General features: G+C 60.8%; 13 protein-coding genes. 9 read left to right on the top strand and 4 right to left on the bottom strand.

Going from position 1 to position 13793, the window contains the following annotated elements; genetic code table 11:
- Nucleotides 1-480 precede the first annotated feature (480 nt).
- Nucleotides 481-2199, bottom strand: coding sequence for a nickel-dependent hydrogenase large subunit (locus PSN43_RS11035; protein ID WP_272700781.1), 1719 nt, complete (start codon nt 2197-2199; stop codon nt 481-483).
- 67 nt (nt 2200-2266) lie between these two features.
- Nucleotides 2267-3253, bottom strand: a complete 987-nt coding sequence (locus PSN43_RS11040) for a hydrogenase small subunit (protein ID WP_272700782.1) — start codon at nt 3251-3253, stop codon at nt 2267-2269.
- Nucleotides 3254-3988: 735 nt separating this feature from the next.
- Here PSN43_RS11040 and PSN43_RS11045 point away from each other — a divergent pair.
- Together PSN43_RS11045 and PSN43_RS11050 are read left to right on the top strand one after the other, a co-directional pair.
- Nucleotides 3989-5950 carry a diguanylate cyclase gene (locus PSN43_RS11045; protein WP_272700783.1) on the top strand — a complete coding sequence of 654 codons (1962 nt, stop codon included), beginning with the start codon at nt 3989-3991 and terminating at the stop codon, nt 5948-5950.
- 51 nt (nt 5951-6001) lie between these two features.
- Entirely contained in the window at nt 6002-6538 is a 537-nt protein-coding gene (locus tag PSN43_RS11050) for a GNAT family N-acetyltransferase (RefSeq protein ID WP_272700784.1), read from the top strand.
- Here the strand turns inward: PSN43_RS11050 and PSN43_RS11055 are convergent.
- Entirely contained in the window at nt 6535-7284 is a 750-nt protein-coding gene (locus PSN43_RS11055; RefSeq protein WP_272700785.1) for a UPF0280 family protein, read from the bottom strand. The two genes, PSN43_RS11050 and PSN43_RS11055, sit on opposite strands and share 4 nt — an antisense overlap.
- Nucleotides 7285-7464: 180 nt before the next feature.
- Entirely contained in the window at nt 7465-8118 is a 654-nt protein-coding gene (locus PSN43_RS11060; protein WP_272700786.1) for a lactate utilization protein, read from the bottom strand.
- A gap of 233 nt (nt 8119-8351) precedes the next feature.
- On the opposite strand from PSN43_RS11060, the gene rpmH reads away from it, so the two are divergent.
- The 7 genes from rpmH (at nt 8352) to PSN43_RS11095 (ending at nt 13737) form a co-directional block, all read left to right on the top strand.
- Nucleotides 8352-8486 (top strand): 50S ribosomal protein L34, encoded by a 135-nt coding sequence (gene rpmH / locus PSN43_RS11065; protein ID WP_071546398.1) that lies wholly within the window; start codon nt 8352-8354, stop codon nt 8484-8486.
- Complete coding sequence (rnpA, locus tag PSN43_RS11070) at nt 8474-8845, top strand: ribonuclease P protein component (RefSeq protein WP_336314037.1); 372 nt, start codon at nt 8474-8476, stop codon at nt 8843-8845. Before rpmH ends, rnpA begins: the two co-directional genes overlap by 13 nt.
- Before the next feature lie 10 nt (nt 8846-8855).
- Nucleotides 8856-9134: a membrane protein insertion efficiency factor YidD gene (gene yidD / locus PSN43_RS11075; protein ID WP_272700787.1), complete on the top strand. Its 279-nt coding sequence runs from the start codon at nt 8856-8858 to the stop codon at nt 9132-9134.
- Nucleotides 9104-10768, top strand: a complete 1665-nt coding sequence (gene yidC / locus PSN43_RS11080; RefSeq protein WP_272700788.1) for a membrane protein insertase YidC — start codon at nt 9104-9106, stop codon at nt 10766-10768. The genes yidD and yidC overlap by 31 nt, the downstream gene beginning before the upstream one ends.
- A gap of 45 nt (nt 10769-10813) precedes the next feature.
- On the top strand, nt 10814-11881 hold the full coding sequence (locus PSN43_RS11085; RefSeq protein WP_272700789.1) for a Jag family protein: 1068 nt from the start codon (nt 10814-10816) through the stop codon (nt 11879-11881).
- Between the two features lie 193 nt (nt 11882-12074).
- Nucleotides 12075-13466, top strand: a complete 1392-nt coding sequence (mnmE, locus tag PSN43_RS11090; protein WP_272700790.1) for a tRNA uridine-5-carboxymethylaminomethyl(34) synthesis GTPase MnmE — start codon at nt 12075-12077, stop codon at nt 13464-13466.
- A gap of 1 nt (nt 13467) precedes the next feature.
- Nucleotides 13468-13737 carry a hypothetical protein gene (locus PSN43_RS11095; RefSeq protein WP_272700791.1) on the top strand — a complete coding sequence of 90 codons (270 nt, stop codon included), beginning with the start codon at nt 13468-13470 and terminating at the stop codon, nt 13735-13737.
- Nucleotides 13738-13793: the final 56 nt, after the last annotated feature.

Consider the following 13793-nt stretch of genomic DNA (forward strand, 5'->3'; position numbering starts at 1 on the left):
CGAGAACGTGTGAGTTTGGTTTGTTGATTCCCCAAAGGGGAGAACTCCTCTTTATCTCCTTGAGGAGGAAAATCAGGTTGTGAAAGCCGCTTCGCGGCGGTAGTCGGGTGATTTCGCCTCCGGCGGGCAAGGGCTCGCACCCTTGCATCCCCTTTTGCGCCTTCGGCGCGGGCTTTTCGCTCTGCGGCGTTCTGCCGAGAACGTGTGAGTTTGGTTTGTTGATTCCCCAAAGGGGAGAACTCCTCTTTATCTCCTTGAGGAGGAAAATCAGGTTGTGAAAGCCGCTTCGCGGCGATAGCCGGATGATTTCGCCTCCGGCGGGCAAGGGCTCGCACCCTTGCATCCCCATTTGCGCCTTCGGCGCGGGCTTTTCACTCTGCGGGAGTTCTGCCGCGAAAGTTGGGGAATATGTAAATCCCAAAAAAAAGGGGCCCGGCATATGCCGGGCCCCATGTCTTTCGCGAGTTCGCGTCTGTGTGATTACAGGACGCGGAACTTTTTGACGTTACCGGTCTTGTTGTCGATGACGTGCACGCCGCAGGCGATGCAGGGGTCATAGGAGTGGACGGTACGCAGGATCTCGACCGGGCGTTCCGGATCGGCGATCGGGGTGTTGTCCAGCAGAGCCTCTTCGGTCGGGCCGGGCACGTTCATGTCGCAGCGGGGACCGAGGTTCCAGGTGGACGGGACCACGAGCTGGAAGTTGTCGATCTTGCCGCCCTTGATGTTGATCCAGTGGCTCAGGCCACCGCGCGGGGCGTTGACGAAACCGACACCCTGAGCTTCGGAGGGCATATCCCAATCCTTGCAGATGTCGAGGTCGCCCTTGGCGATGTTTTCCTTCAGATCGTTGACCATGTCTTCGGTCTTCAGGCAGGTGATGAGGCACTCGATACCACGGGCGCCGGTGCGGCCCAGGGTGGAGAACAGGGCCTCGGGGCCGACTTCCAGTTTGCCGAGGACGAAGTTGACGTACTTGACGAACTCGGGATGGCCCAGGCCGTAGTTGACCAGGCAGGTGGCCAGGGGGCCGACCTCGGTGGCGCGACCGTCATAACGGGGAGCCTTCATCCAGGAGTACTTGGTCTTGTCGTCCAGGCTGGTGTACATGGGATCCGTGACACCGGCGTAAGGATGCTTCGGAGTGTCGTCCTTGTACCAGGAATGCTTGACGTGCTCCTCGATCTTGGAAGGATCGAAGGCCATCACGTTCTTGATGTCGCGGTCGAAGATGACACCGGGCTTGACGTAACGGGAGTTCAGGTCGGCTTCGCCGCCCTGAGCCGGGTATTCGCCGAAGCTCATGAAGTTGGTGGTGCCGCCGATGGAGGCCCAATCCTTGTAGTAGCTGGCCACGGCAATGAGGTCCGGGATGTAGCAGTCAAGAATGAAGTCCTTGATGTCGGCGTACAGGGCCAGGAAGTCATTGATGTACTTGTCGGTCAGGGCTTCGTAACAGGTCACGCCGCCCATGACGGTGAACTGGGTGTGCGGGTTCTTGGCGCCGAACACTGCCATGGCGCGAGCGGCCTTGACCTGCAGATGCAGGGCGTTCAGGTAGTGGTTGGTGGCAAGCAGGTTGACCTCGGGCGGCAGCACGTAAGCCGGATGGCCGCCGAGGAAGTAGGCGTTGGTGAAGATGCCCAAACGGCCGGACTCGACGATGCCCTTGACGGTGTCCTTGGTCTTCTGAAGCTCTTCCTTGGAAGAGACGATCTTCGGATTCGGACGCACGGTCTTGGCGACGGCGACGGCGATTTCAGCGGTCTTGTTGACGTCGGCGGACAGGCAGCCGGCCACGTCGACGAAGTCCAGGGCATGAAGATGATAGAAGTGCACGATGTGGTCATGCATGAACTGCGCGGCCATCACCAGGTTGCGGATGATGGTTGCGTTGTGGGGCAGCACTTTATCCACGCCGACGGCGTTGTCGACGCAGCGGATGGAAGCGAGCGCGTGCGTGTAGGTGCAAACGCCGCAGGAACGCTGGGTGAAGTGCTGGGCATCGCGGGGATCACGACCCTTGAGGATGATCTCCAGACCGCGGAACAGCTGGGAGCTGCTGCGGACATCAACGATCTTGCCATCTTCGACCACGGCTTCAATGCGCAGGTGACCCTCGATCCTGGTGACCGGATCAACTACGACATCGTGTTTCCCGTGCGCCATCGGGGCGGCTTTAGGGGAGCAACCGGACATATTGTATCCTCCTTGAGAATTCTGATTCTGTCTGCGTTAGTTGAACGAAACCCGTACGGACGACCGATTAAAGTTCGGTCAGATCGGCGTACATGTAGGTTTCGCCGTCCCAATCGGCTCCATCCCAGAAATCGGGCTGCGAGCAGCCGATGCAGGGATGACCGGCCTGGACAGGCCAGTTGTACTGGTTGAACTTGACCGTGGGGCAGTTGTTGAAGGTCTCGGGACCACGACAACCGAGTTTACGCAGACACCAGCCCTTGCGAGCCTCTTCGGAACCGAAGGAAGGTGCGAATTCGTCCATGTCGAAGTGCTCCTGCCTCGGGCAGTTGTCGTGTACGGTCTCGCCGTAGAAGGGGATCGGACGCCCGACATCGTCGAGCTCGGGGATGCCCTTGGTGAGGAAGTGCACGATGGTGCCGACCAGGGAGAACGGGTTCGGCGGACAGCCGGGAACGTTGATGATGGCCTTGCCGGGGAACAGCTCACCGACGCCCTTGACGGCGGTGGGGTTCGGAGCGGCTTTCTGGACGCCACCGTAGGAGGCGCAGGTGCCGTACGTGATGGTGGCGGCGGCCGCGTTGACTACCTTGGTGGTGGTCTCCAGCATGGTGTGACCGCCGACCTTGCCGTAAGCGCCGGGCTCGTTGGCGGTGCCGGCCGGAGCGGTGGGCACGCCACCCTCGATGACGGCGACGAAATTGCCGGCGTTGACCGTATCCCACAGGGCCTTCTCGGCGGCGTGACCCGCAGCGGCCATGATGGTCTCATGGTAGTTCAGCGAAATGTAATCCAAGATGAGGGCATCGATATAAGGCTCGACGGTCCTCAGGATGGATTCGGAACAACCGGTACATTCGGCGTTGTGCAACCAGATCACGTTGGGCCTGTTGTCGGCCGTGAGGGCTTCCGCAATTCTCGGGGCAAAAGCAGGCCCCATGCCCATCACTGCGGCCACGGTTCCGCAGAACTTCATGAAATCACGGCGAGAAACGCCGCGTTTTTCCAGCCGTTCCACGGCTCCTTCCTTGCCATGACCTACGGAAAATTTCATAGAACACCTCCGTAATAAAATGAGTCTGTTATGAAGAGAACACCGTTATTCCCAGCATAACCGTCGGGCACACGCCCGAACTCGCACCTAAGCCATCTCCTTGCCACGAATACCGTATGCGTGACACGATTCGCATTCTTTTTCCAAGTTCGTGCTATAACCCCCCGGAAAAATTAATTAACAAAGTCGTATCGCGCTTTACAAACAAAATCAATAGGCAACTTCAAAAAACTTTCAAGCGAATCGGCAAACTAGGACTTGACAAGAACACGTGACAAAAATCACAGAATGCTTTCCTCTCAAGCGTCAGCGGACAAAACCTTGCTGCCGGGCCGCTCCCAAACAGAGCGTCGCGGCCGCCCCTTCGCAACGACGGGTGACGGCTTCTGCGAATAATCTATAATTGAATGCATTCTTCCACTAAGGATAATATTCCGATACGAATAGAAGACTAACCCTCGACCCTTTGGGAGGTCTTCCGCTTGGCCGTCATCTTCGCTCTTTCCGCTTTTCCCATGAACAAGGGGGGCTCCACATCGTGCATCCGCGAGCCCCTCGCCTCGAACGCCGCCTCGCCATCGAATCTGAGGAACCTCCGCCCTACTGATTTGGGCTTCAATACCGGACGGAAGCAAACCGTGAAAACGACCGGCGGCGGGCATGGACGGCCCGCCTTCGGAATCCGTAGATTCCACGGCGTGGTAAACACGCAGGCTTGAGGAGAGCGTCCGCCCCATGACCGCCGAAAACAAAAAAACCGAACGGGCACAGGCCCATGAACGCAGGCCCCCGACCAGGTTCGGCGCAAAATCCCTGATCTTCAAGGCTCTGGTGCGCTTCCTGCCCCTCGCGCTCGCAGCCGCCCTGCTGCTCATGCTCCTCACATGGCATTTCACCCGGCGTGATCTTCTGGCCGATATCGACACCGAGGTCGGTATCTTCGCCACAGCCACCTGCCGGGTCCTGGACGGACTCCTTTGGAACTTCCATACAGAGGAAATGGTCAGCGCCCTGGGAGCCATTTCGAGCCATACCGCCATACTCGGAGCCGAGGTTTACGACGAAAACGGCAAGCTCTTCCTTGCCTACGGCATAACGCCCGAAGATCGCGTCGGGGGCCTGCTGACCGTTTGGCGGGACATCTATCGCCGACAACCGGACGGAAGCCGCACGGACATGGGCAAACTGGCCATCCATTACACATACACCTTCGCCGAGGAGCGGCTTAAGCTGGCCCTCCTGCGCGACATGGCCCTGGTTACGCTCATCATAGTACTCACTTTCTCCGGGGCCGCCTACGCCTTCAACAGAGCGGTGAACCGCCCGCTCAAAGCCCTGCGGAAGGCCATCCGGACCACAACCGAAACCGGCCGCCGAACCGAGGCCGAATGGCGAAGCGACGATGAAATCGGCGAGGTCGTCCAGGCCCACAACGACATGCTCGAACGCCTCGCCGACCGGAACGCGGCCGTAATCAAGAGCGAAAAGGTCTATCGCCAGCTCTTCGAAAACGCGCAGGTCGGCATCTACGTGACCAACTCAAACGGCGTCATTCTCGGAGCGAACAAAACCCTGGCGGCCATACTGGGCTATGAGTCCATCGACGAGCTGCCGGAAATCGACGTATCGTCCCATTATGTCGATCCCGACGACCGAGTCAGGCTCTGGACGCGCCTGGGTGAAACCGGCGAGATATCCCGCTTCAGGCTTCGTTTGCGCCGGGTGGACGGAGGGCTCATATGGGCGGAGATGTCCGGCCGGATGAACCCGGACGGCACATTCAACGGCATTCTCCAGGACATCACCGACCGGGTGGAAGCTGAACGGGCCATGGAGGAACGCGACGAGCTGTACCGCGCCTTTTTCGAGGAAAACAAGGCGGCCATGATTCTCCACGATCCCCTGAACCTGTCCATCCAGTTCGCCAACCCGGCCGCCTGCCGGTTTTACGGCTACTCGAACGCGGAGATGACCTCCATGACCATGCGGGAGGTGGACTGCATGACCGACGCCCAGGTTTACCAGGAACTCAAGGAGGCCACCGAGGAGCGGCGCAACTACTTCAAGCACGTGCATACCCTCAAGGACGGCACCCGCCGGCACGTGGAGGTATTCACCGGACCCGTTTCGCTGGGGCGACGCCAGCTCCACTACTCCATCGTCCACGACGTGACCGACAAGCGGCGTCTCGAAGCCAGGCTGCAACGCATGGCAACCCGCGACCAATTGACCGGATCGTACAACCGCCACGCCTTTTTCCAGCGCGCCAAAAACGAATTGGCCCGCGCGAGAAGATTCTCTCACCCGTTGTCCGTACTCATGTGTGATCTCGACTTCTTCAAGGAAATCAATGATACATACGGGCACGCCGTCGGCGACGAAGTCCTGCGCGCCTTCGCCTTGCGCTGCCGGGCCGACTTCAGACAAAACGATATCTTCGCCCGCCTGGGCGGAGAGGAATTCGCCGCCCTGCTGGTGGAAACCGACGCCGGGCAAGCCATGACGGTGGCCGAACGCATCCGGGCCACGGCCGAGGCCATGGTCATCCCGACCGACGCGGGGGACCTTACCGTCACCGTTTCCATCGGGGTCGCGGCCCTGCGCGCCTCGGACTCCGTCAACGACCTGCTCAAACGGGCCGACGATGCGCTGTACGAAGCCAAGAAATCCGGCCGCAACGCCGTGGCCGGGCGATAGGCCGCCCTGTTCATTCGACGCCCGGCGCGATGCGCAAGGAGAACAACCGTTGTGAACGAATTCATGCTGGTCGAGATAAACACGGAACGCTGCCTGTTGCGCCCATGGAGAGTGGAGGACATTCCCCTGGTGCCGCCATTGGCCGACACCCGCGACATATCGTGGAACACTTCCTTCCGGTTCCCCTACCCCTATGACGAGGAGGCGGCCAAACGCATGATCCAATGGAGCCGCGACGGAGCGGGCGAGAACAAATGGCAGTTCGCCGTGTCCAGCGACGGGGAGCTTGCTGGCGGCTGCGGGGCCATCCGGGGCGTCGGCGTGGAGGCGCACACAGCGACCGTGGGATACTGGCTCGGCACCGCATGGTGGGGCCGGGGCCTGGCCACCGAGATGGTCGCCGCGCTGATCCGCTACATGCGGGAAGAAACCGACGTGGAGCAACTCTCGGCCAGTTGCTTCGGCTGGAATCCGGCTTCCCGCCGGGTGCTTGAAAAAACCGGCTTCGCACATGAGGGAGTGCGCCGGGGCGTGGTCCGCAAATGGGGAAGAACCACGGACCTGTGGATGTACGGCCGCCCCCTCTAATCGAGAGCCACCAGCTCAAGGTCGCCCCACACGGCCACTTTGGCGTCATACTGGGCGAAAACTCCATCCAGCCCGAGGGGAGCCAAATCCCGCGCCCGGCGAAGCACGCGGTCCAGGTCTCTCCCGGTATTGAGCATGTTGCACAGGGCCGTGGCCGCTGCATCGGCCAGCCGCGCATCCCGCGAACGCACCGCCACGAGGTCGCCGGACCCCAGGCTCAGGGAGTGGCCGATAGTGCCGCTCGAGGCGCACAGGGCGACGGGAAAGGCCCCGGCTTCGATGCGAAGACCCACGGACGCCCCGGAACCCGGATCAGCCAGCAGGGCCGCAACCCTTTCGCGCGTGGACCGAAGATAGGCGTCCCCGCCGTTTTCCACCAAAATGTTCGGGCTGTGTTCGGCGAACGCATCGCCCACGGCCTGGGCCACCGCACCGGCAACGGCGGCCATTGGGCCGACTCCGCAGACCTCGGCGGCCGAAGCCATGGCCCGAACGATCTCCGGCGCATCGCCCGGAACGGCCACCGGCTCCAGACTCTCGGCAAACTCGGGATGAAACAGTATCCAATTCTTGATCTCGCCGCGTACCTGCGAGACGAATGCTGCGATTTCATTGTGTAAATCGATTTCGGCCACCACAAGCAAATCCGTCTGCTCAACCGCAACCTGAAAACGGACCTCGCCCTCACGCGGACGGATCGCCCTGCGGTACCCCCGATCTGTGGAAAGATGCCTACCGGCCGCCATCAACCCCTCCAACGCCTTGTTCCCAATACGGAACAACTTACGAACACCATTACAAACACCTTATCCACAGTCGGAAAAACAACGAACAAGAAACGAACATACTTTCCACACACGCTTCAGCGGAGCCGAAACGTTCCGGAGAAAGATCGGGAAAGAGAGCCAACGCCCCCCTTCCCGTCCCTAGAACCCCTCGTCCGAGTTGATGAGAACAATCTTGATGCGTCCCTTGGGGAAGGACTTTTCCGTAATCGCCCAAACGTTGCAGATGCGGTCCGGGGAGGAGCAATCCATACAGTAGCCGGTCTTGACGCAGGGCGTCTTCGCGTCCAGCCGCATGGTATTGACCGGGGCCACGTACTCCTTGATCCGCTCCATGGCCCGCTCGAGGTCGGGAACAAGCTTGTTGCGGCCGACGAGAAGGACCACGTTGCGCGGTCCGAAAGAGATAGCCCCGGTGCGGTTGCCGCACTTGTCGAGGTTGACCAGGTGGCCGTCGCGCGTAACGGCGTTGGTGCCCGCAAAAAAGCAGTCGACCAGCAGAGATTTTCGGCGCAACTCGTACTTCTCCTCGGGAGAAAGGGCCTTGTCCCAGGTGTCCAGCGCCTCGAAGTCGGGACAATCGCGCAGGTACTCGTAGAGCCCGGAAGCGGCCAGCGTGGCTGACCCGCCCCATGAAACCGTCTTCGGCGCGAGCGCGGGCAATATTTCGTCGATCACGATGGCGCGCGCGTCGTCCAGAGACGCGGCCAGATAGGCGTCGAAGCCGTTATTCTCAAGCTGCTCCATGAGATCAGCAAGGTTCAGACTCCAATAATTGTCCATGGGTTTGTCCATGAGGCCTCCGGGATATATTCCCTAACTATGGTTAAGATCGGAACAATCGCAAAAACGGGCATTTTTTCGCTCGCCAAGCGAAGGAAAAACTTGTAGCAGAAAAGCCGCTCGGCCGAAAGTCGGCAGTCGGGATCGTTCCCAAAATACAGCTTGACGACCCTCATGACAGCGGTTATATGCTTCCGTTCGACGCAACTTCTAGCATAATATCACTCTTTAGGAGATAATTGGATATGAAACGTACTTACCAGCCCAGCAAATGCCGTCGCAAAAGAACCCACGGATTCCTGGTGCGTTCCCGCACCAAGAATGGTCGCAAAGTGCTTGCGCGCCGTCGCGCCAAAGGTCGCAAGAGATTAGCCGTCTAACTTGGAACAAGGAGCGCCGGCTGCTCCGAAGCCCTGAATTCACAGCTTGTTACGAGCAGGGCAAGAAGCATTTCACGAAAAGTTTCATCCTGTTCATCCTCAAGCGCAGCGACCTCTCAGGCGGATACCGCCTGGGTCTGACTGTCAGTAAAAAGATGGGGCACGCGGTGGCGCGCAACCGTATAAAGAGGGTGGTGCGCGAGTATTTCAGGCTGCATCAATTCGATTTTGATTTGCCTCTGGATATTGTCATTGTTCCGAAGCGGAACCTTGAGGCCAAGCAGCTGACCCTCGCTCTCGCCACGGAAGAGTTCACCCCGCTTTTGGGCCGCTTGTGCTCGAAAGCGGAGGCCTCTTAGAGAGGAAATGATGCGCTCGCTATTCTTGGCGCTCATTTGGTTTTACCAGAAACTCATCTCCCCCTTGCTGCCTCCGGCCTGCAGGTTCTATCCGACGTGCTCCCAGTACGCCAAGGAAGCCCTGATCAGACACGGCGTCATCAAGGGGTGCCTTCTTACGCTTTGGCGTCTCCTCCGTTGCCAACCTCTTTGCCGCGGGGGATATGACCCCGTCCCGGCCGTTTGGCCCGACTCCACAACCAAAGCGAGATTCACCCCATGGAGAAGAAGGAGCAAATCCGTCTTGTAATTGCCCTGGTCCTGAGCTTCATTGTCCTCTTCGGATGGCAATACATCACTGGACCCTCGGCGGAAGAAAAGGCGGAAATGGCCCGCAAGGCCGCCGAAGCCGAACAGAAGACGGCCGCCCTCACCGAGCAGTCCCAAGCCGCCAAGGCCGCTGCGGAAACCGCTCCCGTTCCCGAATTCATTCCCACCGACGGTGTGCCCGTGACGGTGGACACCCCGCTGTATACCGCCGTGTTCACTTCCCAGGGCGGCGTGCTCGAAAAGTTCATACTGAAGAACTACCGCGAGACCATCGACGCGGATTCCCCCAATGTCGACCTGGTGGGCGCCAACGCCTTCGCCAAGGGACCGCTGGGTCTTATTCTGACCCTGAACGACAAGGAATACCACACCTGGAAGCGCGGCAACTGGGCCTTCACCGGTTCCGACCTGACCCTCGCCGAGGGCGACGGCACCAAGACCCTGACCTTTACCGGCCAGGTCGACGGCTATCGCGTGGAACGCGTCCTGACCTTCCATGCCGACACCTATCTCATCGACGAATCCGCCACCATCACCAACCTTAACGCGATCGGCGCGGAGGGCGCGATGTCCTTCACCGCCGCCGCCAAGTCCATGTCCGATGAGGACGACCGGTACAATCCGACCAAGGTCGCCTTCCTGACCAGCGACACCCGCAAGGAAGTGAGCGACCGCGACGACCTGCGGGATGAAGGGCTGTCCGCGCCCGGCGGCCTCAAGTGGGGGGCCATCGAGTCCAACTACTTCCTGTTCGCGATCATGCCCAAAACCGAGGACGCATCCATGTCCGCGGGCCTTCAGGACAACGTCTTCCGCATGGCCGTGACCGACAAGGCCACGTTCCTGCCGAACGTCGCCAAGACCTTGAAGACCTCCTATTTCGTCGGTCCCACGGATCGCAAGATGCTCGCCCAGATGCCCAACGATTTGAGCGACGCGGTCAACTTCGGCTGGTTCGACTTCCTGGCCAAGCCCCTGCTGGTCGGTCTGAACTTCTTCTACGGCTTCATCGGCAACTACGGCGTGGCCATCATCATCCTGACCATCATCATCAAGCTGCTCTTCTGGCCCCTGTCCCAGAAAAGCTACGCTTCCATGGAGCAGATGAAGAAGCTTCAGCCCATGGTCGCCAAGCTGCGCGAGAAGTACGGCGACGACAAGCAGCGTCTCAACCAGGAGACCATGGCCCTTTACAAGACCTACAAGGTCAACCCGATGGGCGGCTGTCTGCCCATGGTCGTCCAGATCCCCGTCTTCTTCGGCCTCTACAAGGCCCTGCTCGGCGCGGTGGAACTGCGACACGCTCCCTTCATCGCCCATGTGCCCTTCACCGACCTTCCCTGGCTGGCCGACCTGTCCGCCAAGGACCCGTATTACGTCACGCCTATCATCATGGGCGCGTCCATGTTCCTGCAGCAGAAGATGACCCCGAGCGCGGGCGATCCCACTCAGCAGAAGATCATGCTGTTCATGCCGCTGGTCTTCACCTTCATGTTCCTGCAGTTCCCGTCCGGCCTGGTCATCTACTGGCTCTTCAACAACCTCCTGTCCATCGGGCAGCAGTTGATGATCGCCAGAAAGTCCAAAGCCAAAACGGCCAAGAGCAACGACTAACGCCTCCGGGGGGCTTATCCGCCCCGGCTTGATAAGGATATGAGAATGAGCGACTTCAAGGAATTCCAGGGAAAGGACCTGGACGAAGCGATCGAAAGCGCCTGTAACTATTTCAACTTGCAGCGCGAACGCCTGGAAATCGAAATCCTGTCCGGAGGCTCCTCCGGAATCTTCGGCCTCATGGGCGTGAAGAAGGCCAAGGTCCAGGCCCGGCCCCGTGCCCAGGTGAACGCTTCCGACATCCTCAACGGCGAGGCCAAGCAGTCCAAGCCCGCGCGTCAGGCCAAGCCCAGACGTGAGAAAGAACCCGCACCGGCTCCGGTCGAGGTTGCGGAACCCGAGGAGACCTTCGAAGAGGAGCCCAACGGCAACCTCATCGAGGAGGAAGTATTCAACGACATCAACGGCAACGTGGCCGAACCCGAGCCGTCCGACGAGGCCCCCGCACGCAAGCCGCGCGAGAAGAAGCCCCGCCAGCCCCGGAACGAGAAGAAGGGACGCGAACGCAAGCCGCGCGAAAAGAAACAGCGCGAACCCCGTGACCCCCGAGAGCCCCGTGAGCCCCGCGAATCCAATGAGTTCGATGAGGCCCACGAGGAGCATCCCCGCACCGACATGTCGGCGTTCGATCCGATAGCCCTGGAAAACGCCGTACGCGAGGTCATGAACGAAATGCTGACCCCCATCGTGGGCGAAACCTCCGTGGAAATCACCCTGGAGTCCGACCGGGTCAAGGTCTTCATCGACGACGAAGAGAACTCCGGCCTGATTATCGGCCGCGAGGGCCAGACCCTCTCCTCCATCCAGTACCTGGTCAACCGCCTGGTCTCCCGCAAGATGGGCGACTCGGTGCGCATCCAGGTGGACACCGGCGACTACAGGGAACGTCAGGACGACAAGCTGCGGCAGATCGCCTGGCACCTGGCCGAGAAGGCGGACTCCCTTGGCAGGACCCAGTCCACCAAGCCCCTGTCCTCCTATCATCGTCGGGTCATTCATCTGGCCCTGCAGGACAACGAGACGGTCTTCACCCGCTCCAAGGGTGACGGTCCCATGAAGCGCGTGCTCATCGTCCCCAAGAGCCGGAAGAGCAACGGCCGCGCACGCTACTAGCGGCGTCGGCTTCGGACGACGGCTTCACGGCTTCCGGACTACTCCGGTCGGCGCGGACCTCCGCGCATCGGATCGGGCATGTCCGGGAAAACGAATGCGCCGCCGGATTGAAAGTCGTATATTTGAAGGGCCGCTCCCTGTAGCGGCCCTTTTCCTTTTTGCCATTCCCCCGAAGCTCCTGTAAGGAATCTCCATGCTCGATCCCAGGCTTTCCAAGGACACCATCGCGGCCATAGCCACCCCGCCCGGCGACGGCGGCGTGGGCATCGTCCGCATCAGCGGCCCGCGCGCCCGCGACATCGTCCGGGCCATGTTCCGGCCCGCGCGGGAGACCTTCACGGACTTCCGGCCCTACCGGCTGCACTACGGGCATGTGACCGACGCGGACGGCGCGGTTCTGGACGACGCCCTCTGCGCCTTCATGCCCGGTCCCAACTCCTACACGGGCGAAGACGTGGTCGAGGTCAACTGCCACGGCGGCCGCGCCGTGCTCGGAGCCGTGCTCCAGGAAGCCCTGGACCGTGGCGCACGTCTGGCCGAACGCGGCGAATTCACCTATCGCGCCTTCATGAACGGCCGGATGGACCTTTCCCAGGCTGAAGCCGTGGCCGAGATGATCCACGCTCCCACCAAGGCGGCCATGCACCTGGCCCAGGTCAAACTCTCCGGCCTGCTCGGCAAAAAGATAACAGATCTTCGCGCCAGACTTGAAACGTTGCGCGCCCAACTCGCCGTGGCAGTGGATTTTCCCGAGGAAGAGCTGGAATGCCTGTCCCCGGAACAACTGATCGGGACCGTGGGGGAAGTGCGAGATGAAATCGGCTCGCTGCTCAAGGCGGTGGACCGCACCCGCGCCTGGCGCGAAGGGGCGCTGGTCGTCCTGGCAGGCCGGGTCAACGCAGGCAAGTCGAGCCTCATGAACGGGCTGCTCGGCCGCAACCGGGCCATCGTCACCGACCAGCCGGGCACCACCCGCGACTATCTCGAGGAAACCCTGAACCTGGACGGCCTCACCGTGCGCCTGGCCGACACCGCCGGCATCCGCGCCACAGAGGACGCGATCGAAGCCGCCGGTCTGGAAATGGGTCGCGAACTCATGGACCGCGCCGACCTCGTCCTTATCCTCGCCGACGGGTCCGTCCCTGTTGACGGCGACACCCTGGAAACGGCACGGCGTATCGGCCCTGAAAAGGGACTGGCCGTGCTGAACAAGGCGGACCTCGGCGCTTTCGACGCGAATAACGGCGAAGCGCTTGCCGAACTCGGTCTGGAGACCGTCTCCGTCTCGGCCAAGAGCGGCGCGGGTCTGGACCTTCTGTCCTCCCGCATCCGTGAACGCGTCCTTGGGAACGCGGGCCAGCCCGATCCCGATGAACTCGCCCCAAACGCCCGCCAGGCGGCCGTGCTGACCGAAGCCAACCGCGAGCTGGCCTGTCTGGCCGAAGACACCGAGGCCGGAATCCCATACGATCTCCTGAGCGTGCGGCTGGAAACAGCCTGCAACGTGCTCTCCGGCATCACCGGCGAAATCGCGGCAAACGACATCCTCAACTCCATCTTCGACTCATTCTGCATAGGTAAATGACATGACTACGGAACCCGAACTCATCGATGTGCAACATGTGACCTGCGGCCTCGTGCCGCTCATGCAGACCTATCTGGAGGGGACCGAACCCGAGGTTGAATCCGTGTCCTTCAAGGTCAGGCAGGGCATCCAGACCGAACTGTGGAACTCCTTCGGCACGGGCAGCCGATGGAGGCTGACCGAGATAACTTCGGACCTCTTCTTTGACGTGGCCACCTTTGTGCGCGTGGAAGTCTCCGCCCTCGACCCCCTGGGTCTGATGGAATTCTAGACGCCAAACGTCACCGTCGATTCACCGCCCCGTCACCGGGCGGTGCTACGCTACTC

Origin of the sequence: Desulfovibrio sp. Fe33, assembly GCF_028532725.1 — a bacterium.
Lineage (GTDB): Bacteria > Desulfobacterota > Desulfovibrionia > Desulfovibrionales > Desulfovibrionaceae > Pseudodesulfovibrio.

Bases quoted from the DNA above. Each gene is read 5' to 3' on its own strand.
- PSN43_RS11035 (WP_272700781.1), bottom strand. From the start codon at position 2,199: ATGTCCGGTTGCTCCCCTAAAGCCGCCCCGATGGCGCACGGGAAACAC.
- PSN43_RS11040 (WP_272700782.1), bottom strand. From the start codon at position 3,253: ATGAAATTTTCCGTAGGTCATGGCAAGGAAGGAGCCGTGGAACGGCTG.
- PSN43_RS11045 (WP_272700783.1), top strand. From the start codon at position 3,989: ATGACCGCCGAAAACAAAAAAACCGAACGGGCACAGGCCCATGAACGC.
- PSN43_RS11055 (WP_272700785.1), bottom strand. From the start codon at position 7,284: ATGGCGGCCGGTAGGCATCTTTCCACAGATCGGGGGTACCGCAGGGCG.
- PSN43_RS11060 (WP_272700786.1), bottom strand. From the start codon at position 8,118: ATGGACAAACCCATGGACAATTATTGGAGTCTGAACCTTGCTGATCTC.
- rpmH (WP_071546398.1), top strand. From the start codon at position 8,352: ATGAAACGTACTTACCAGCCCAGCAAATGCCGTCGCAAAAGAACCCAC.
- yidD (WP_272700787.1), top strand. From the start codon at position 8,856: ATGCGCTCGCTATTCTTGGCGCTCATTTGGTTTTACCAGAAACTCATC.
- yidC (WP_272700788.1), top strand. From the start codon at position 9,104: ATGGAGAAGAAGGAGCAAATCCGTCTTGTAATTGCCCTGGTCCTGAGC.
- PSN43_RS11085 (WP_272700789.1), top strand. From the start codon at position 10,814: ATGAGCGACTTCAAGGAATTCCAGGGAAAGGACCTGGACGAAGCGATC.
- mnmE (WP_272700790.1), top strand. From the start codon at position 12,075: ATGCTCGATCCCAGGCTTTCCAAGGACACCATCGCGGCCATAGCCACC.
- PSN43_RS11095 (WP_272700791.1), top strand. From the start codon at position 13,468: ATGACTACGGAACCCGAACTCATCGATGTGCAACATGTGACCTGCGGC.